Below are 20,355 nucleotides of genomic sequence, written 5' to 3' on the forward strand. Positions count from 1 at the left end.
TGAGGGTTTCCAGCAAGACGTATTGATCGGGATAAATCGAGCGCACCTCATGCCATTGCATTGTTATCACATCCTTTGGGAAATTTCCGTTCAAGCTTATATAGCTAATTATAGCGCACCATTTGAACTAAATGTACCGACATTAAATCCGATGTACCTTTTGGCTGGCGTCTGTCGATCCGGCAAAAAAACAACAAAACGCTTGGACTATGATAAGCCCAAGCGTTTGTTGTATGCTGGTTGAAAAATGATATCTTATTGTGCTTTTACAAATTCAGCCGATTTGATACCAGCTTGGCGACCGAAGATAATGATCTCCGCAACAGAGTTGCCGCCGATCCGGTTTTGGCCGTGCAAGCCGCCAGTAAGCTCGCCTGCTGCAAACAAGCCTGGAATGGCTTCGCCATCTTTATTCAACACTTCTGTGTTCGTATTGATTTTCACGCCACCCATGGTGTAGTGAATCCCAGGGGCGATTTTGATTGCATAGTATGGTCCACTGGATAAGTCGTTGTCCATTGCAGTTGTTCTGCCAAATTCAGCATCCTTTTTATCCTTCACCGCGTTGTTCCATGTATCCAGTGTGGTTTGGAGCTGATCTGCGGGAACACCCATTTCTTTGGCTAATGCCTCGATCGAATCCCCTTGAATTACAAAGCCCATTTTTTCATATTGTTGAATCGCTTTAGCGCGGGATTTTACGCCGGAATCAAATACAAGATAAGCCGATTTTTCAGGCAGTGTATTGATTGCAGCGGTGACATTGTCCCGAGTATCCAGTTCGTTTGCGAAACGTTTACCCTCACTGGAAACGAGGATCGCTCCTTCACCGCGAACCGCTTCCCCAATGAGATAGGATTTCTCTTGCTGTACCGTTGGATGAACTTGGATTTGATCCATATCGACCGTTACACCGCCGAGTTTTTCAATCATCTTGATGCCGTCACCGGTGCTGCCTTCTTGGTTTGTTGTCACAAGACCTTTCAGATCGGAGCGAACCTCGGCAATCATATCCATATTGGAGCCGTAACCGCCGGCTGTAACAACGACAGCATCCGCTGCAATATTTTTCTCATCATTCTGGTCGAAGATAACTTTGACGCCATTTACTTTGCCGTCTTGTTCCGTAATTTCCGTTACATTAGCGTTCACAAAAAGTGGGATTTCTTGTTCTTGTATGTTTTTCAGCAAACCGTTAACAAGGTATTGTCCTACCGCTGAGCCATCTTCAGGACGGTGTGTACGCTTTTCGCTCATACCGCCTGTAATCGTAATATTGTTCAACCGAATTCCAATGGAATCCAGCCAATCGATCGCACTTGCTGAATTGTCAACGAAGAAACGAAGCATCTCTTTGTCGTTTGTATCATGACCGCCTTTTAACGTCTCTTCATAAAATGAATCATTGCTGTCGGTAATGCCTTGCTCTTTTTGGAACTTAGTTTCAGAAGCGTTCATACCCGAAGATGATTTTGTTGTATTCCCGCCAGCAAGCGGCATTTTTTCAAAAATAACCGGGTTCATGCCTTTTTCTTTTGCCTCAAGTGCAGCAGACATACCAGCGCCACCTGCACCGACAATGATAATATCATATTTATCTTTTAGTTGATCGATTGGTGTATAGCCGGCTTGAGACGCCCCCGAAACGGCTTCTGTTTCTTTGTTCTCTTCTTTTTTGTCATTGCCCTGACTCTGGTTTTGGTTTTGGTTCTGGTTCCCGTTGCCGCATCCCGCGATCGCGAGCATGAGAGAGAGAACGAGAATAAGCGTTGTTGCTACGTTTTTTTTCATGTTTGACCCTCCGCTTTTATATGTCTGTTATCTAGATGAACGCGTAAAGAACCCAACAAAAAAGAAGGGAGTAACGGAGAAATTGAGAAGTGGAGGAGCGTGAGCGTCGCCTTTGTTCTCCGAACTTCAAATCTTTCACGGTTACCTCCCCTGTCTGAATCGTTAGTCTTTTAGGTTCACTTCATTTTAATATACTATCAGCTCTATTACCTGTGAATTATTTCACAATTATTGTTGAATTTTGTCGAATTGTCTTCTCGAACAAGTATAAGGTTTTTTTGGATGATGCCCCCCTCCTTTGGAACCGGATGCAGCTTGTACTGATCCAGAACCAGGGCAGCAGCTAACAACGGAATATATGGAATCAGATGTATCTGCAGTCATAAAAGCAGAAATACGGCGCGACTATTTTGGTATGGAGTGGTGTTTCCTAGTTCACCACCTAACATTGTAACAATTTTAACATGTAATTCTAGTTATTTTTATTTACTGGAAGATTATAGTTTGTTAGCTTCGGGGCAAGCCCTGAAATGATCCGACGGGTCACAAACATGTAACTCATTTTACTGTTTGAGGCCCCTTACTTTACTACAATAAGAGTAAGCACGACGGTTCAGGGAAAGGGGCGAAGCGATTGAACGAGAGCCAGAAGTATCAGGTTATCCTCCACGGAATGACAAGTAACAACGTGGCAAAGACGTGCAAGGAATTCGGTATTTCCAGAACTCTGTATTACCGCTGGTATAACGCCTATATGCAGGATGGAATGGCCGGACTTGGCAGGAAGGCCCGCAGACCGGTGATGCCGAATCAGGTGGACAGAAAAACGGAAAAGATTATTTTGCAATATGTGGCACGTTTTCCCCAGGATGGGCCCAAGCGGATCTATTATGAATTACAGGACGAAGGAGTACGGACGGGGGAATCCGGGATTTATAACGTACTACGCAGACACGGGCTAAACCGGAGAGAGGATCGAGAGCGATACGCCAGGGAGATCAAGGCCAAGAAGAGAACAAGCCGGGGAAAATCAAATTCTGCCGGAAACCAGGTGAAGCAGCAAAACCCACTGGACTACAACATGAACAATTCGGATCATGCGAGGCCCGGCTATATTTGTTTTCAGACCATCCAATACATAGGCAAGTTTCCGAAGGCAGGGAAGTTATACCAGTACATCATTTTGGACTCCTACTCGCGACTAGCGCTGGTGAAGCTGTGCAATCAGAAGTCAACGATGGAACTTATTGATTTTATGCGCTTTAAGATCATGCCATTGCTGAGAACCTTTCATCTGGAGATCGATAATCTGGTAACCAACAAAAGCCAGGAATTCTCGACAGCCTGGGAGCGGGGAAACCACATGTATACAGAATATCTGCACAAGCACAACATTAACTCCGTTACCTTTGGCGCCGATCATCCCGAGGTATTTCAACCTTTGCATGAATTCACTACGGTTCTGGGAAAAGAATTTTATAAACCGGTTTGGCACGAGGGAAGAATAGATTCCTTTGACACGCTGGAGCAGCACTTAAATGAATACATGAATTACTATAACTATATCCGTCCTCTCGGGGAGGGGAATAACCAAGGTAAGATCCCTTCTGACATTGTGCTTGATTTCAGAGGGGTTCAGGGGCCATTGCCGCTCTGGTTGTATACAAGGAGATGAGGGATATGATCAGGGACGGTGAAAAAATCGGGATCGTAGGTGCGGGAATCTCCGGCGTGACCCTCGCTTATGAATTGGGCAAGAAAGGTTACCGCCACGTGACGATTATGGAACAAGGGGACCGGGTTGGTGGCAAATGCCACTCGATCGAATACAAGGGGAAAACCTATGAAATGGGCACCTTGATTGGTCTGCCGTCATACAAAATGACGATGAAGCTAATGGAGGAGTTTGATCTGCAGGATAAGGGCCCTCTGCTGGATCGTGGATTTTTCAACAGGGACGGGTATACAACCTCGCAAATTCCTGTAGAGCAACTGTCGGACTTTGCCAGAGAGTTCAAACATCTTCCGGAGCTGCTGGGTCGCTATGAATTCATTAAAGCCCCGGGGTTTGCCAATATTCCGCTGGAGCTATGCAAGCCTTTTGCCGCCTGGTGTGATGAGAACGGGTTGTTTGTACTCAAACAGGTGTTTATGCATTATTTCAGCGCATTTGGTTTTGGTAGCATCGATGAGGTCCCGGCGGCTTATGTTATGAAGCTGCTTAATTACGATAACCTCATGTCATTCATTGAAATCACCCATATGATTTCCTGGCCCCAAGGGGTAACGGAGCTTGTCAAGCGCATGGGCGATCAGGCTTCGGATCTGCGGCTTACGTGCGGGGTGAATCGTATTGACAGGGAAGAGCCAGGCAGAGTCAGGGTTGAAACCGATCAAGGGACACTGTACTTTGACAAAGTAATTTATACAGCCTCACTGCGAGATTTGCCAGACAAGGTGGATATGGCTCACGAAGACCGTAAGCTGCTGGAGAGCATTATTTATGAGCGGTTCCGCGTTTACGCCTACAGGGTTGACAACATGCCGAAGCTGTCAGGTTACATTCCGGGTAATATGGGACCAGGACGCAAGGGCCAAATGATGGCTTGGTATCACAGATGGGCGGATCTGGCAGAGACGGATCTGATCACCGTATATGTGGCGGAAAGCGAAAGCATGAGTGATTCCGAAATGCGGGAGAGCATCGAGGCTACGCTTGCCAGTCTGGGGGGAGAAAATATCCGGCTTTACATGATGAAGTGCTGGAATCATTTTCCCCATGTGGACACGGACGCCCTCCAGAGAGGCTTCTATACACAGCTTGAACATATGCAGGGAAAATACGGCATCTACTTTGCGGGGGAAATCATGAATTTTCCTACGCTTGAGAACTGCATAATCTATGCCAAATCTTTGGTTGAACGGTATTTCTGACCTGCTGCAGCGTGTGTTATTCTGCAATATTTTACTTTCAAGTTCTGTTTACACTATATTACAATGAATTCCATGATTCGCAAGCGGAGTTGCCGTGAAGGGAGCCCTACTGAAAAAGTGTAAACCTACCTTTAAAGCAAAGTCCGCGGGCCCTTGTCCTGAAAGGAATCCCGGGATTTGATGCTTAGTCTGCCAAGCGCTATATTCAAGGCAGATAGGGATTGCATCATTGCAAAAGGAGGGTTATGCATGTTTTTTTTCGAAGCGATGCCTTGGTACTCGGTCTTGATGTGGTTTGTGGTGCTCGGGGGTTTAATGCTTGTGAATGAATTGGCGCGGATGAGCAAATGGGTGTCTCTGTTTCTCTTTCTTGTGCTGCCGATCATTCTGACGTTTGCGGTATGGCCGAATACAGCGGGGGAAGGATCTAGCGTAGGAACCTGGTTCCATTGGGTCAAAGTTTATTCCGCACTGGCAGGTTGTCTTGGTTTTATGGCCTTGAGGTACATTAAAGGGTGGGACAAGAACAAGTACGTCTTGATGTTCCCAGCTTTCATTCTCGCTCTCAATATTCTTGAAGCGGTGATCCGCGATTTCCAGGTGTACAGTTTAAATGGAATTGTGGACGGCGTCATGATGATCGGCGGACCATGGAATATTATGAACGGAATCGCCGGTTTGTTGAACATTATTACTATTTCCGGTTGGATGGGCATTATGGTTAGCAAAAACCGGTCCAAGGACATGGTATGGCCGGATCAGCTTTGGTTTTGGATCATTGCTTATGATATCTGGAATTTTGCTTATGTGTACAACTGTGTGTCCGACCACTCGTATTATGCAGGTGCAGCGTTGCTGCTCTCCTGTACGATTCCGGCATTCTTCTTTAAGAAGGGTGCGTGGCTGCAGCACCGTGCTCAAACGCTCGCAATCTGGATGATGTTTACGATGTCGTTCCCGGCATTTGTCGGAGAGTCCAAATTTGCGGTACAGTCCTCCCACAGCGAAACAGCATTGTGGGTGGCAAGCGCCTTGTCCCTGGCCGCAAATATCGCGGTATTCGTATATCACTTCTACAAGATTTCCAAGCATAAACGCAATCCGCTCAAGGTGGAAGTGTATACGGATTTGAAAGCATATCAAGCGGTCGCCGAGCATAATTAAAGACCTCGGGCCGGTAAGAGAAAGAGAAGCTGCAGCGTTGTAGCTTCTCTTTTTGTTGTCCGGCGGTATGATGAGTTGACTCTAGGAAATCAGTTGCGGCTGACACCTAATCCTTCTATGTTGTTGACACTAGGATATGAACAGCAGACAATGAAAGAACTCTTAAATATTCTTTTTCATAATTATTTTGACTGGATTAAGCTTGGTGGTGTTCTACATGATTCATTTGATTATGGCGATTCAAATCATGAGTTTCTTTTTTATTTTTAAATCGATTTCTCGCTATCCCTTTACATTCAAGGAGACAATCGTTTGGCTGGTGGTATTTTTAATGGTCGGGTTTGTATCTACCTATTTTATCGGGATATGGGGCGCCATTACGCTATTTATCTGTTTTATGGGCATATCCTACTTTAAAAGTCCAAGAAACTTTACCGCTTTAGGTGTTTTTTACGGAGCCTATGCTTTGATCATGAATTCATTTTTAGGTTATCTTGTGTCCAATCCGATCACATGGTTGGTTGAATTTGTTTTTAGGCAATCATCTGCCAATACCGAATATCTTCCGTATCTTTTCACAGCTATGGCGCCGCCTATTATCAATGAAGCTGGGCTGCGATTGGTGCGTCACTATGTTCCCCAGCTCAACAAAGAAATCTTACAGGAATTCAGCAAAGTCATACTTTTGCCAGTGATAATCCTTTTAGTCATCATTATCATTTCGGTATATCCGATTTTATCGATTGGCAATAGAACTGGCGATTATAATTCCGTACATAGAACATTACTCTTAGGCATGTGGATGCTGTTTATCGTTGCTTTGCTGTATATGCTCATTCAATACAATCATATTCAAAGAAGGGAAATAGAAAAATCGAAGAGCGAGCAATTGGCACAGCTAAAGGATTATGCAGCACAGCTGGAAAAAATATATGATGAATTCAGAGGGTTTCGTCATGATTATGCCAACATCCTATTAACTCTGGAGGATGGGATCAAGAGGGAAGACTGGGAGCAGGTCAAACAAGTGTATGAAAATACGGTTAAGCCAACCGGCCAATTGATGCGTAAAAATGAATATAGCTTTGTGAAACTACGAAACTTACATGTATCTGAGGTCAAAAGTATTTTGGCAGCGAAAATTATAATGGCCCAGCAAATGAAAATCGATGTTACGTTGGAAATTGAAGAAACCATTCATGACATTCCGATGGATTTGATTTCTTTTACACGGATTCTCTCCATTTTATTGGATAATGCGATTGAAGCAGCGGCGAAAACCGAAGCACCCAAGCTTTGGATTGTGTTTCTGGAAGACCGAAGCATTCAACGAATTACAATTGAAAATAGCTGTGGAGAAAATGTCAGTTTACGACGACTGGGAGAACGAGGATATTCAACCAAAGGCAAGGGGCGTGGCCTGGGCTTATACAATGTGCAGCATATATTAAAACAGCATAAGTTTGCTTCATTGGAAACAGAGGCCGGGTCTAATGTATTTTCACAAACGCTAATTTTAAGAACTGGAGAACGGTAATGAACATATTTATATTAGAGGATAACCTTATCCAGCAGCAGCGCTTAGAACGAATCATAAAAGATTTGTCGTTAAAGCATCAGATACGGTACCGAAGTCTATTTTCGACCGCAAAGCCTGATCATTTATTATCACAAATTGACAGTGCTGCCGATCATCAATTGTATTTTCTAGATTTAGAGATCAAAAATGAGAAGCATACCGGGCTTGAGGTTGCTAAGGAGATTAGATCAAAAGATCCCTACGGTACGATCGTTTTTGTCACGACTCATTCCGAATTAGCGCCAAAAACCTTTGCATATCGTGTAGCTGCTCTGGATTTTATTGAAAAAGAACTACAAGAAGAAGAGTTTATTCTCAAAGTGGAAGCGTGTCTGTTGATTGCCGATGAGCGCCGAACCATTCCTGTAAGTTCTGATAACTTTTCCTTTGAAAATAAATACACCAGTTTTCAAATTCCTTTTTCAGATATTCTCTATTTTCAGACCATGGAAATTGCTCATAAAATAAGACTAATCACCAAATCAAAAGCGATTGATTTTTATGCGGAATTAAATGAAATTGTGGATTATGACAAACGCCTCTTCCGCTGCCATCGAGCTTTTGTCGTTAATTTAGCGAATATTAGATCCGTTGATAAGAAGAATAAACTCGTCTTGTTTGATCATGATGAAAGCTGTTCTGTTTCAAGAAGATTGCAGAAGGAAACGATTGAAAGAATGGAAGCTATAAAACAAAAACAGTTTCCTGATTAAGATTTTATACGAAGTGCTAGAAGCTATTGCTCTAATGGCTGCTGGCACTTTTTTTATTTGGAAAGGATCAAAAAAGTACCGTTTACGAAGGTTAAAGGACTGTTTGTGATATGGCTATCCTGAAAGAAAGACAAAGCCCTTATGCTGTAAATGTAGCAGGAAGTAGAATCACGTCTCAGCGTGGTTTAAAACGATCAACTCAACTAAAGCAAAGTAAGGGGCGAGAATTATTGAATACGATGATCCAAATCAAACAACTGTCCAAAGCATATAAAGGCGGCGAAGTCGTCTCAAATGTAACGATGCATATTGAAAAAGGTGAAATTTACGGTTTCCTAGGACCGAATGGTGCAGGGAAAACAACCATTATGAAAATGATTCTAAATTTAGTGAAGCCTACATCAGGTGAGATTGTGGTGTTTAATCAGCCTGTATCACATACGTCTTATCAATACTTAAAAAAGATCGGCAGTATTATTGAATACCCCGTTTTTTATGAACGTCTAACCGCAGCTGAAAACTTAAGGTTTCATTGTGAATACGCTCAGTATGATGGTGAGAATCGAATTCAGGAAGTGTTAGGAATTGTTGGTTTACAAGGGGTGGGAGATAAAAAAATACATGATTTTTCATTAGGAATGAAACAGCGGTTAGGCATTGCCAGAGCCATAATTACAAAGCCGGAGATTTTGATTTTAGATGAGCCGATTAATGGTTTAGACCCTGTGGGAATTAAAGATATTCGGATGCTTTTACTGAAGCTAAAGAATGAGTATGGTATGACAATTTTAGTCTCCAGTCATATTGTTTCAGAGATGGAATCGATTGCGGATACGATCGGAATTATTAATCATGGAAAATTAATAAAGGAAGCTAAAATGTCGGAAATCAGAAAAGAAAGCAATTTAGAGGAGTATTTCCTAAATCTTATCGACGGAGGCATACAACATGTTTAAACTTATGAGATTAGAATGGGAGAAAAACAATCTAGCAGGGTATTGTGCAAGAGCTGTGATTTGTATGATTATTATTTTTGGAATGGTAGCCGGAATGGCTTTATTGGCAAACGCTCAAAATGAACCTATGTTTTCAAATTTTACAGAATTCATGTCATTGGCTAATATCTTCGTTCGCATTACCTTTGTCGTTTTTTCAAGCATCATCATTTCGAGATTAGTGATTGACGAATATAGGAGCAAAACCATTCAATTGCTATTTACGTATCCCTTGCAACGCAAAAAAGTGATTCAAGCAAAGTTATTGATCGTTCTTAGCTTCTGTTTTTCTTGTGTAGTGATTTCCACATTAATCATTGAAGGATTGACAGTCGTATTGAATCCGATGCTTCATTTATTCGAAACACCCGTGTCGATGGGAGAAATGTTGGCTACCATTCCATCGATCTTAATCGCTTCAGCGATGACAGCTGGCTTAAGTCTTATTCCTTTGTATTTTGGTATGCGTAAAAAGTCAACGGCCACAACAATTACGAGTGCAGTAATTATCGGAACACTTCTAAATGCGATGGTTTCGGATGGAAGCCGCAGTTCTGTATCGATGTTTCAATTTATCGGCGTTCCTGCTATTTTTGGTTTGTTTGGTTTAGTCGTCGCTTATCTATCGTATCGTAAAATTGATAGAATAGATCTTTAAGAGAGGTAGTCATGAAAACAAATAAATGGATTTGGTTATTAACGGTAGTTGCTTTGGTAGGAGTACTTTACATTACTTCGCAAATTGGATCTGAAAAGTTGGAGATCACAGAACACATCCCATCGGAAGAAGTTCAGAGCATCGAAATCACGAATGATTCATGGGATATTGAAGTGAAAGAATCGACAGACAATGAAGTTCATGTAGACATTAATGGTAAGCAGAAGGATAAGAAGAAAGTTCCTGTTTCAGTGACTCATCAAGATCATAAATTAATCATTCAACAAAATAAACAAATTGGTGGGGCGTTATCGGCCTTTACTTTTGAAAAAGAGGGAACCATCACGATTTTAGTACCCAAAAATACAGTAGAACAAGTTACATTGATCAATAAAGAAGGAGATCTTGATATTCATACGTTAGCCTCCCAAAAGCTAACCGTTAAAAATCAAGCGGGTAATGTGAAATTCAATCAAGTTGAAGCAGATTCAGGAGTTCTTAATCTAATTGTTGGAGACTTAACCGTAAACAATAGCTCATTTGGGAATTTAGACGTAGTTGCCAAGGCTAATGATCTTTATTTTAACAATACAACCAGTACAACCAGCTCCGTTTGGAATGTTTTTTCTGAAAAAGGTGAAATCGTTCTAAAGGGGATCGATGAAAAAGGTGAATTGAACGTTGAAACAAAAACGGGTGATATTCAAGTTGGTTATTCATCTGCGCCATCCAGCCTGAAAGTAGCAGTAGAAAATACTAAAGGAGATACAACGGTTAACTTGGCGAATCTCTCAACTACGAATAATACAGACGAGGAAATAAATGGAATGATTGGCGCTGGAGAATATCTATTGCATCTCAAAAGTCATTCAGGAAACATTGCGATTAAATAAAGGCATGCTGCTCTGCATTGCCCCAAATCAGCAGGTTTATGAGTCATTTTCTTATGCCAAGTCAACCAGTATCTCTATAGTCAATGCATATTCATTCTGGTACTATTTTTATAATCTACCGGACACATTCCTACTCGGTTTTTAAACAGGCGGCTGAAATAATATTGATTCATATAGCCTACTTTGATCGCCAAATCACCGATTTTGATATTTTGCATGGAGTTATCCAATAATTCCTTCGCTTTCGAGATGCGGAGCTCAGTCAAATACTCCAGAAAAGATACCCCAACCTCTTTTTTCATTCGTTTACTCAAGTAATTCGAATTAATATGAAATAACTCCGCTACATGAGGTACGGCCAGTTCCGGATCATTGTAATGATAGTGGATATATTCGGTTATTTTCACCATAATTGGCGAGAGATCACAGGAATTCGGGAGCGATTCCTGTGCCATCTCTTTTTTAAGCTTCGTAACTTTGTCAGGATGAAGACTGCACAAGTGATCGTGTAACTTAGCAAGCATTCGGTTTAGATCGCTCTTGGGTACCGGCTTCAGTAAGTAATCATAAGCATGCAATTGCAGGGCTCTTTGCGCATATTTAAAATCATCGTACCCACTAATGATCACCACGACCATGTCAGGATAACGACTCGCTACAAGTTGGACCAGATCAAGACCATTCAAACCCGGCATGTTAATATCCGCTAGTAATACGTCTGGTGTAGATTGCTCGATTAGAGACAGCGCCTCAGTAGCATTCCTTGCTTCTCCTGATGGTTCAAAAGGCAGCCGACTCTCTTGGATAAATTTCCGTAAGCCATTACGGATAATTTTCTCGTCATCCATGATTAGGACTTGCCACATGATTTGTCACCTCCAAGCGGTATATTTATCGTCATACAGGTTATACCTTGTCCACTACTGATCTGCAAACCGTAAAGCTCACCATAAGCAAGTTTGATGCGATGGCTGACACTATATAGACCGAATCCAATCTCTTCGTTTCTGTCTTTTTTTCCGTTCCGCAACGTCTCCTGAAGTGATGCCAGCCTGGATTTAGGAATGTCTACTCCGTTATTCTGGGCGGTGACGATCAGTTGATCCCCTCGTTCATATGCACGAATTGATATTTTACTTTTCTGGTTTGTCAGCGGCTTGATTCCGTGATAAATCGCATTTTCAACGAGTGGTTGAAGGATGAAGCGAATGATCTGTTGTTGTTCCAAATGCTTGTCATAGCTCAATTCGTAATCCAGAATATCATCATACCGAACACATTGGATATTTAAGTAGCTCTCGACATGTTGAAATTCTTGTTCCAGTGTTACAAATTGACTGCCGCTGCTGAGCCCAAGCCGGAAATACGTGCTTAAGGATTCTACAATGTCCACCACATCATGTGCGTCATGACTTGCAGCCATCCATTGAATCGTATCTAGTGTATTATACAGAAAATGGGGCTTAATCTGTTCGTGAATCATCTGCAGCTCCAGTTCCTTCTTTTCTTGCTGGGATTGATACAGCTTAATGAGCATTTGATTGAAGCTGCGCCCTAACTCTCCAATCTCATCGCGCCTTTTATCGTTAGAACGCACGCTCCAGTCACCGTCTTCCACTTGTCTCATCAATTGACGCAGCGCCTGAATCGGCTTCGCTATGGAAGAGCCCAGCAATAGGACGAGAATCAAAAAGAAGATACCTACTACAGTTCCTACCATAAGAGCCGACCGCTGGGTCTTCGTCATACCTTGGGTAAGCTGGGATTTCGGCACTTGGAATATGAGCTTCCAGCCCGGAACACCGGCAATCGAAGCTGTAAAGGTAGCCATGTTAGCTCTGGAATCTTCCAGTTCTGGAAATTCCGAATTGACGATAAGCCACCCTCTGCCGTCATACACCAGAATGTCTTGGGCGATTTCTTTCATTTTACCGATAGGAACGGCGGCTGCGATGTAAGCTGTATCTTCATTTACTAGCGGTCCAACACGGTATAGAATAACGACAATCTCTGCTTCGTTGGCTCTAGAAACAATAACGTTACTTACAACGTAGGGAGCATCCGACGAAATCAGTTCTTTATAATAGTCTCGCGTTAATATAGAGAAAGACTTGCTATCTGGCGTCCAAGAGTTTCCTTTGAGATCAACAATCCGAATGGACTCGTAGTCATGGCCTCGTCGTTGCTCTAGCTTGCGACTTTCGCGTAACAGCTCTTCTCGAGTCCAGTGGTGATCAGAAGCAAGGGTGGCGAGCATTTCGACTTCTCCAATCCGCTGCTGAAACCAATAGGATATTTGTTCGCTCCGGGCATTGACGATTTGCTGTGTCAGTGATTCGTTGAGTGGGACGACCGTTCGTTCCATCTCTATGTATATGGAGCCTAACAACGCAAGGAATAGTAAGAGAAAGCATCCTCCGGCATATAATGTAATTTTTCGTTGTATTGAGTGCATGTCTTCATTACATCATGTTGCATTCCATCTTTAAATGAGAAGTATCACTTGTCCAAAAAGTATAAATAAAATCCGAATTGTGCAAATACTTTTGGAGATGCATAGCCTATAATACACATTGTACATTTTTTCACAATGTCAAAATACTTCGTACAAACAGTATTCAGGGGAGGACCTATGAAAAGACACACAGGAAGAATTTTGTCCATTATTATGGTGCTGGCACTTGTATTTACGATGGCCGCTTGCGGCTCGAAAGACAACGCAAAGGAAGCATCGAATGGTACGACGACGGCCATTGGGGTAGGTAGTGGTAAGCACGGTGACATTAAAGTTGAGGTAACCTTTACGGATGAGAAAATTATGGATGTGAAGGTTCTGGAGCAGAAGGAAAATGAAGTTCTATCGGAGCCTGTATATACCCAATTGAAGGAAAATGTCATGCAGGCAAATAGTGCAGATGTAGATGTTATTAGCGGATCTAGTGTGACGAGCGAGGGGTATTTGGATGCAATTCAGGATGCGATTGCTAAATCGGGAATTACGCTGGTGGCAGGCAGTGGAACAGCTGATGCGAAACAGACCGAAGAGTCGGAGCAAACATACGATGTCGTCGTGATCGGCGCGGGCGGTGCCGGCTTTAGTGCAGCGTTTGAAGCAGCAGAAGCCGGAAAAAGCGTAGTTATTCTGGAGAAGATGCCGACCGTTGGCGGTAACACATTGATCTCCGGTGGGGAGATGAATGCTCCTGACAACTGGGTTCAGCATGAACTTGGCATTACCGATGATAGCCCAGAATTATATTATGAGGATACGATGAAGGGTGGCGACAATCTAGGTCAGCCGGAAATCGTGAAGATTTTGTCCGAGCAAGCACTGGGTTCAGCCGAATGGTTACGTGACGAGGTAAAAGTGGAGTTTTTATCCGATCACCTCTTCCAGTTCGGGGGACATTCCCGCAAGCGTGCACTTATTCCTGTCGGCCATACAGGAGCGGAATTGATTACGAAGTTCAAGACCAAGGCCGAAGAACTTGGAGTTAAGATCAAGACGAACATGAAAGCTGAGAAACTACTAACGGATGAGAGCGGTAAAGTAGTTGGCGTTGAAGCGAGTACAAATGGTCAAAAGGTGACCTTCAATGCGAACAAAGGCGTTATCATAGCGACCGGTGGATTTGGCTCTAATGTTGAGATGCGTAAGAAATATAATCCTGAGTTGGATGAGAGCTATATGTCTACGGACACGCCAGGGACGACGGGTGACGGGATTGTTATGGCTCAAGCCATTAACGCAGATATTACGAATATGGAGAATATTCAAACCTATCCGATCTGTGACCCTATTACAGGTGTAATCTCACTTGTGGCCGATTCTCGGTTTGATGGTGCGATACTGATTAACCAAGGGGGAACACGGTTTGTAGAGGAATTGGAACGACGCGATGTCATATCTAAGGCTATTCTAGCACAAGAAGGGCGTTACGCTTACCAATTCTGGAATCAGGAAATCGCCGATATCGGCAAGACGATCGAAGTGCACCAAGATGAGTATGATCAATTAGTTAAAGAAGGAATGCTCTATAAGGCTGACACGATTGAAGATGCGGCTAATTTCTTCAAGGTAGATGTAGAAACATTGAAAGAGACTATAAGCAAAGTCAACGAGTATGCGAAGACAGGCAAGGATCTTGATTACAACCATCGTGGCGGTTTGGTATCGCTGGAAAAAGGCCCGTATTATATTCAAAAAGCGGTTCCGTCGGTCCATCATACAATGGGTGGATTGGTCATTGATACGAAAGCACGTGTTCTGTCCACAGAAGGCACGGTTATTCCGGGACTGTACGCTGCTGGAGAAGTGACAGGCGTTGTTCATGGTGCGAACCGTCTGGGCGGAAATGCCATTTCTGATATTATTACTTTCGGCCGGATTGCTGGTCAGGAAGTCGCAAAGTAGATGTACTTTTAGTCGACAACGCGAAAAAGATGGAAGCTTTAAGACAAAAAGAGTTCCTAATTAAGGCTCTTTGAAATTCATTTTATAAAAAGATTCATATGAAGTGCTAGAAGCTATTTCTTAAATGGCGGCTGGCACTTCTTTTTCTTTATTTTGGTCAAAAGCCTTATTTTATGAATGCAGCAATAGGCAAGACCAAACCTCAATCAAAAGTAGTTTGGAATTGTCAAATCTAAGCGGGAATAAGGAGCGGACAGAATAATGGATACCATGATCCAAGTGCTGGAGAGAATTCATTACAAGTCAAAAGTCATTCAGGAAGCATTGGAATTCAATAAAAGAATGCTATGATATTGATATAACAGCTATCAAGGAGGATACATACATGATAAAAGCAATCGTCTTTGACTTTGATGGATTGATCATCGATACGGAAACCGTATGGTACAATGCGTTTAAAGATGTGCTTCGAGACTATGACTTGGATTTTCCGATGGAGGTATTTACGAAATGTGTAGGTACGCATGATAGAGCAATTCATGAATTCATTGAAGAGAAGCTGGGTCTGGAAAGCATCGAAACGATTATAAATTTAGCGAAGGAAAAGCACAGCTCCAAGGTGGATCTGCTGGAAATCAGAGAAGGCGTGAAGGACTACTTGTCCGCAGCGAAGGAGATGGGGCTCAACATAGGCCTGGCTTCAAGTTCCAACCGGGAGTGGGTTGAAGGGTTCCTGACAAAACTTCAGATCATTGACTTCTTTGATACGATCAAGACGGGAGACGAAGTTGAAAAAGTGAAGCCAGACCCGACGCTGTACATAAACGCGCTTGAGGCTTTGAATGTTAAAGGTAGCGAAGCTATAGCTTTTGAGGATTCGGCCAACGGAGCAAAAGCCGCCATCGCAGCGGGCATGAAATGTGTTATCGTGCCTAATGAGGTGACCAAGGAGATTAGCTTCGAGAAATATCATTTAAGAATTAATTCTATGGGTGACATGAGTTTAGCCGAGGTTATTAAACATATAGATAACGATGCAGCCGTGTAGTGGAAATCAAATAACACGAGCCAGTAACAATACGGATCATTTAGAGAAAGCGCCAATTATCGGCGCTTTTTCTTTTGGCTCAAAGCTATATCATATTCCATAATATTACTGTCTTAAAGTATAATTCAAATAAAAATACACCAGAAAATCTCGTAAAGGAAACACCTTAAATGAACAACGAATACGGCAAAAGAATGAATGCAGTCATTCAGTACATCAAGGACAATAGTTCTGAACGAATTACGCTGGATGAGCTAGCGGAGCATTCTAATTTTTCGAAGTTTCATTTTAGCCGAATATTTACGTCGATCGTGGGCGTAACCCCCATCGCATATGTGAATCAGGTTCGTCTACACAATTCGATACAGTACTTAACAAATAGTGACCGGACAATTTTAGACATCTCACAGCTTTGTGGGTTTGAGTCGGTAACAACTTTTAACACGGCATTTAAGAAGTTTTATAATCAGACGCCGAGCGAAGTTAGAGCAAGCAGGAGTAATGATAGCAATATTTCATTAATAGTTAGCAAAAATGAGAAAGAGTTATTCCATCCTCTGAATTACGATGAACACAGAAAAATAAGTCATTTTCTGAGGAGGATATGGGATATGAACGTTACGATCAAGGAGCTTCCTGCGTACGAGGTTGCATATGTCAGGCACATTGGCAGCTATTTGGACACCCATCTGGCATGGAGCGTATTAGGGAAGTGGGCCAATGAGCATCAGATTACCCCAATGAGTCAGTATTTTATCGGTATTTCGCTAGATGATCCTGCCACGGTGGAAGAATCCGAGTGCAGGTATGATGCTTGTGTCACATTGCCAGAGGATTTTGTTAAAAAGATTACAGATGTGGTTCAGTTTAAGACGCTGAGTGGCGGAACGTATGCCTTATATAACTTCTACGATACGGTCGACAAGCTGGCTATCGCGTACCAAAGCTTGTTTGATCAGTGGCTGCCGAACAGCGAGTATGACTCTGACGATAGACCATGCCTTGAGTTCTGTATGAATGATCCTGCGAACGATAAGGAAAGGAAATGTAAGGTTGAACTTTACATCCCTATTAAGAAGAGAATCTTGGCAGAGAGGGGATAAACCATGAATATCGAGGCCGTGATCGGGCAATTTCCTGTGATACAATCAGACTCGCTTATTTTGAAGAAGATTAATGAGAGCCATCTGGAAGAGGTATATGCCATTTACAGCAATGACAAAGTGTTTGAGTACTGCGGCATCATTCCTAAACATAACAAAAACACCGTGAAGTCGATGATCGGACATTTTGAAAGGGATTATAACAAGAGAACGAGAGTTAAATGGGGTATATTCAGCAATCAAAAACCTGAGCGGCTGGTTGGCATTATTGAAGCTTCTGACTTTAATCGAAAAGTGAATATGGTAACCATCGGTTACTTTTTGGCGGAATGTAATTGGGGAAATGGGATCGCTACGAACGCAGTTGCGATGCTGCTTCAATATTTGTTCGATGAAGTGCAGGTCAACCGGATTCAGGCTGAGGTGATGCCGCCGAATGAAAGATCCAGAAAAGTATTGTTAAAGAACGGCTTCACGAAAGAAGGCATGTTAAGACAAGCGTCCTTATGGTCAGGAAAAGGAATTGTTGATCTGGAGATTTACAGCATTTTGAAACAAGAGTATGAAGAGAAGTAATAGTAGATTCTTGTTTACAAATGCTGGAGATACGATTAGACTGGGGATGCCAAAACATACCTATCCATTTGGAGGCGAAATGTAATGGAGAAGCACAATCGGGAAGAAGTATCCCCACATCAATTAGATCAAAATATGAAGGCCCAGAACGTTGCGACAGATGAACTGACGTGGCATTCTCCGCTCGATGAGCCGTTCAGAGTATCCGGACTAGCCTGGTTTGAAAGTAATCGACTCTACCGTAGACTTCCGGCAGTCCCTGATTATCCGATACCGCCTGCTGTTGATATTTTAGCCAACTGTACGTCAGGTGGCCGGATCCGGTTCCGTACCAATTCACGATACATATCCGTACGAGTTCGCTTGACAGCGGGATCGGGCATGTATCATATGCCCCCAACCGGGGAATGCGGTGTAGACGCTTACACAGGCGGACCGGGTAACTGGTTATTTGCGGGTACAGCGAATTTCACGGCTGGTCAACTGGAATATGAGAGTCGGCTATTCGTTAATGATAGCAGGGAGTGGCGCTCATATATGCTGAATTTGCCGCTCTATCAAGGGGTAAAAGAAATGTGGATCGGTCTCGATTCAGAAGCGGAAATCTCTCCACCGGAATCCTATGAGTCGGACAAAAGAATTATCTTTTACGGCACCTCGATTACACAAGGTGGATGCGCGGCACGTCCAGGCATGTCCTATACGAATATTTTGAGCCGTAGAATAAACCGTGAGTTTATCAATCTAGGCTTTTCCGGAAACGGGAAGGGAGAGCCTGAGCTTGCACATATCATAGCGCAGATTGATAATCCGGCCTGTCTGGTCATTGATTATGAAGCCAATTCCTGTGGCACGGAACAGTACAAGAAAACGCTGCCTGTATTTATCCGAATTTACCGTGAAGCTCATCCGGATGTTCCGATTATTCTCGTCTCAAGATTTCCATACGGTGCAGAAAGGTTTAAGCCGGAGCTTGTTCAGGAGCGGCTGGAGCGAAGGGATTTCCAAGCTGATCTGATACAGAGTCTGACGGATGCAGGTGACCACAGACTTACCTTTGTTGATGGAACCAACCTGCTGGGTAGCCATCCGGGTGAGGCCACGGTAGATGGCGTTCATCCGACGGACCTCGGCTTCATGATGATGGCCGATTACCTGGAACCGATCTTCAAGCAGGTTCTTGCGGGTGCTGATCAAACATAAAGACATAAAAAAGATGACTTCCTACGGAGCAATCCGGAAGTCATCTTTTTGCATTTGTGAAGTTATTATCTATTCTAACCGATACGTTGCAAACGGCTTTCCGTGAACAAACGGATCACTTACCTCATCCAATTTCTTGCCAAGCTCCGGATCGATATGAATGTCCAGGCTTTGCATATTGCTTTCCATCTGATCGGTACGAGTAGCGCCTACAATGACCGTGGAAACGGCGGGGCGGTTCATAAGCCAGGCCAGTGAAAGGGCGCTTGGCGTATGACCGTTCTCTTCAGCCAGACGGCTTACCTGCTCTCCAAGCTGGATGTTCTTATCTTCCAGGAACCGGTTGAAGTTCGGGTCGGTTTCCGCCCGGGAACCGGATGGGACTTCTCCGCTACTGCTGTTATATTTCCCGGTCAGAATCCCGCCCGCCAACGGGAAATACGGAATAATGCCGACACCCTGATCCAAGCATAACGGAACAAGTTCAAGTTCTGGCGTACGGTCCGCCAGTGAGTAGCTAGTCTGGGTGGAAGTGTAGCGGATATAACCGTTTCGTTCGCTGATCCCGATCGCTTTCATGATTTCCCATGCAGCATAATTCGAGGCGCCAACATAACGCACTTTTCCAGAAGAGACCATGTCATCGAGCGTCCGCAGCGTTTCCTCTAGCGGTGTGTTCGGATCGAATGTATGGATTTGATACAGGTCTACATAATCGGTTTTTAACCGACGCAAGCTGTGCTCCAACTCCTGCATGAGATGATAGCGCGATGAACCCCGTTCGTTCGGTCCGTCAGCTCTTGGAAGTCCGGCCTTTGTTGCCAGTACGGCATTATGGCGTCTGCCAGCCAGCGCCTCCCCAATGATTCGCTCCGATTCAGTATTGGCGTAAATATTGGCCGTATCGATAAAATTAATGCCATGATCCAGCGCGTGATGGAGAATACGGGTGGACGTTTCCTGGTCAGCGCGTTTGCCGAAAGCGTTGGTTCCGAGCCCCAATTGAGAGACCTGGAGTCCACTCTGCCCAAGACGGCGATATTGCATAATATCCGCTCCTTTAGTGAGAGTGATACCAGACTCATAGAACCAATGCTCCGTCCCTGTTTACCACTTGGATTATAGGTTATCTGAACGAGGGCTGGCTAAGAGTCTGTTATCCTTAGATAATCCCAGTATAACCAATCTGCTCGTGCTGGTCCAAGCTTCGGCGGACTATGCGAATGATCTATTTCGATACCGTCGAAATAGATCATATCGCGCAAGTCATCCAGAGCGTTGGTG

General features: G+C 43.5%; 16 protein-coding genes and 1 pseudogene. 13 read left to right on the plus strand and 4 right to left on the minus strand.

Annotation, left to right across the window (positions count from 1 at the left end):
- Positions 1–255: 255 nt before the first annotated feature.
- Positions 256–1,791, minus strand: coding sequence for a flavocytochrome c (locus MNQ98_RS05320; RefSeq protein ID WP_241932248.1), 1,536 nt, complete (start codon positions 1,789–1,791; stop codon positions 256–258).
- A 634-nt stretch (positions 1,792–2,425) separates the two neighbouring features.
- Between MNQ98_RS05320 and MNQ98_RS05325 the strand changes: the two genes are divergently transcribed.
- From MNQ98_RS05325 to MNQ98_RS05360, 8 genes and pseudogenes are all read left to right on the plus strand, one after another.
- Positions 2,426–3,466, plus strand: coding sequence for a helix-turn-helix domain-containing protein (locus MNQ98_RS05325; RefSeq protein WP_241932249.1), 1,041 nt, complete (start codon positions 2,426–2,428; stop codon positions 3,464–3,466).
- Between the two features lie 5 nt (positions 3,467–3,471).
- Entirely contained in the window at positions 3,472–4,725 is a 1,254-nt protein-coding gene (locus MNQ98_RS05330) for an FAD-dependent oxidoreductase (protein ID WP_241932250.1), read from the plus strand.
- Positions 4,726–4,974: 249 nt separating this feature from the next.
- Positions 4,975–5,889, plus strand: a complete 915-nt coding sequence (locus MNQ98_RS05335; RefSeq protein WP_241932251.1) for a DUF5692 family protein — start codon at positions 4,975–4,977, stop codon at positions 5,887–5,889.
- Positions 5,890–6,106: 217 nt separating this feature from the next.
- On the plus strand, positions 6,107–7,426 hold the full coding sequence (locus MNQ98_RS05340) for a sensor histidine kinase (RefSeq protein ID WP_241932252.1): 1,320 nt from the start codon (positions 6,107–6,109) through the stop codon (positions 7,424–7,426).
- Positions 7,426–8,181: a response regulator transcription factor gene (locus tag MNQ98_RS05345; protein WP_241932253.1), complete on the plus strand. Its 756-nt coding sequence runs from the start codon at positions 7,426–7,428 to the stop codon at positions 8,179–8,181. The genes MNQ98_RS05340 and MNQ98_RS05345 overlap by 1 nt, the downstream gene beginning before the upstream one ends.
- A gap of 230 nt (positions 8,182–8,411) precedes the next feature.
- A pseudogene (locus MNQ98_RS05350) lies at positions 8,412–9,071 on the plus strand (ABC transporter ATP-binding protein); the annotation flags it as partial.
- Between the two features lie 58 nt (positions 9,072–9,129).
- A complete protein-coding gene (locus MNQ98_RS05355) occupies positions 9,130–9,834 on the plus strand; it encodes an ABC transporter permease (RefSeq protein ID WP_241932254.1) in 705 nt (234 codons plus the stop codon).
- 11 nt (positions 9,835–9,845) lie between these two features.
- A complete protein-coding gene (locus MNQ98_RS05360; RefSeq protein ID WP_241932255.1) occupies positions 9,846–10,727 on the plus strand; it encodes a DUF4097 family beta strand repeat-containing protein in 882 nt (293 codons plus the stop codon).
- Between the two features lie 80 nt (positions 10,728–10,807).
- On the opposite strand, the gene MNQ98_RS05365 is transcribed toward MNQ98_RS05360, so the two are convergent.
- Both MNQ98_RS05365 and MNQ98_RS05370 read right to left on the minus strand, forming a co-directional pair.
- Positions 10,808–11,593, minus strand: a complete 786-nt coding sequence (locus tag MNQ98_RS05365) for a response regulator transcription factor (protein ID WP_241932256.1) — start codon at positions 11,591–11,593, stop codon at positions 10,808–10,810.
- Positions 11,578–13,182 carry a sensor histidine kinase gene (locus MNQ98_RS05370; RefSeq protein ID WP_241932257.1) on the minus strand — a complete coding sequence of 535 codons (1,605 nt, stop codon included), beginning with the start codon at positions 13,180–13,182 and terminating at the stop codon, positions 11,578–11,580. The genes MNQ98_RS05365 and MNQ98_RS05370 overlap by 16 nt, the downstream gene beginning before the upstream one ends.
- A 177-nt stretch (positions 13,183–13,359) precedes the next feature.
- On the opposite strand from MNQ98_RS05370, the gene MNQ98_RS05375 reads away from it, so the two are divergent.
- From MNQ98_RS05375 to MNQ98_RS05395, 5 genes are all read left to right on the plus strand, one after another.
- Positions 13,360–15,141 (plus strand): flavocytochrome c, encoded by a 1,782-nt coding sequence (locus MNQ98_RS05375; protein ID WP_241932258.1) that lies wholly within the window; start codon positions 13,360–13,362, stop codon positions 15,139–15,141.
- 388 nt (positions 15,142–15,529) lie between these two features.
- Positions 15,530–16,189: an HAD family hydrolase gene (locus tag MNQ98_RS05380; protein WP_241933850.1), complete on the plus strand. Its 660-nt coding sequence runs from the start codon at positions 15,530–15,532 to the stop codon at positions 16,187–16,189.
- Between the two features lie 170 nt (positions 16,190–16,359).
- A complete protein-coding gene (locus MNQ98_RS05385; RefSeq protein WP_241932259.1) occupies positions 16,360–17,292 on the plus strand; it encodes an AraC family transcriptional regulator in 933 nt (310 codons plus the stop codon).
- A 3-nt stretch (positions 17,293–17,295) separates the two neighbouring features.
- Positions 17,296–17,868: a GNAT family N-acetyltransferase gene (locus MNQ98_RS05390; protein WP_241932260.1), complete on the plus strand. Its 573-nt coding sequence runs from the start codon at positions 17,296–17,298 to the stop codon at positions 17,866–17,868.
- 84 nt (positions 17,869–17,952) lie between these two features.
- Positions 17,953–19,071 (plus strand): SGNH/GDSL hydrolase family protein, encoded by a 1,119-nt coding sequence (locus MNQ98_RS05395; protein WP_241932261.1) that lies wholly within the window; start codon positions 17,953–17,955, stop codon positions 19,069–19,071.
- 69 nt (positions 19,072–19,140) lie between these two features.
- Here the strand turns inward: MNQ98_RS05395 and MNQ98_RS05400 are convergent, their stop codons facing one another.
- Positions 19,141–20,118, minus strand: a complete 978-nt coding sequence (locus tag MNQ98_RS05400; RefSeq protein ID WP_241932262.1) for an aldo/keto reductase — start codon at positions 20,116–20,118, stop codon at positions 19,141–19,143.
- Between the last annotated feature and the right edge of the window lie 237 nt (positions 20,119–20,355).

It is taken from the genome of Paenibacillus sp. N3/727 (assembly GCF_022637315.1).
Lineage (GTDB): Bacteria > Bacillota > Bacilli > Paenibacillales > Paenibacillaceae > Paenibacillus_AQ > Paenibacillus_AQ uliginis.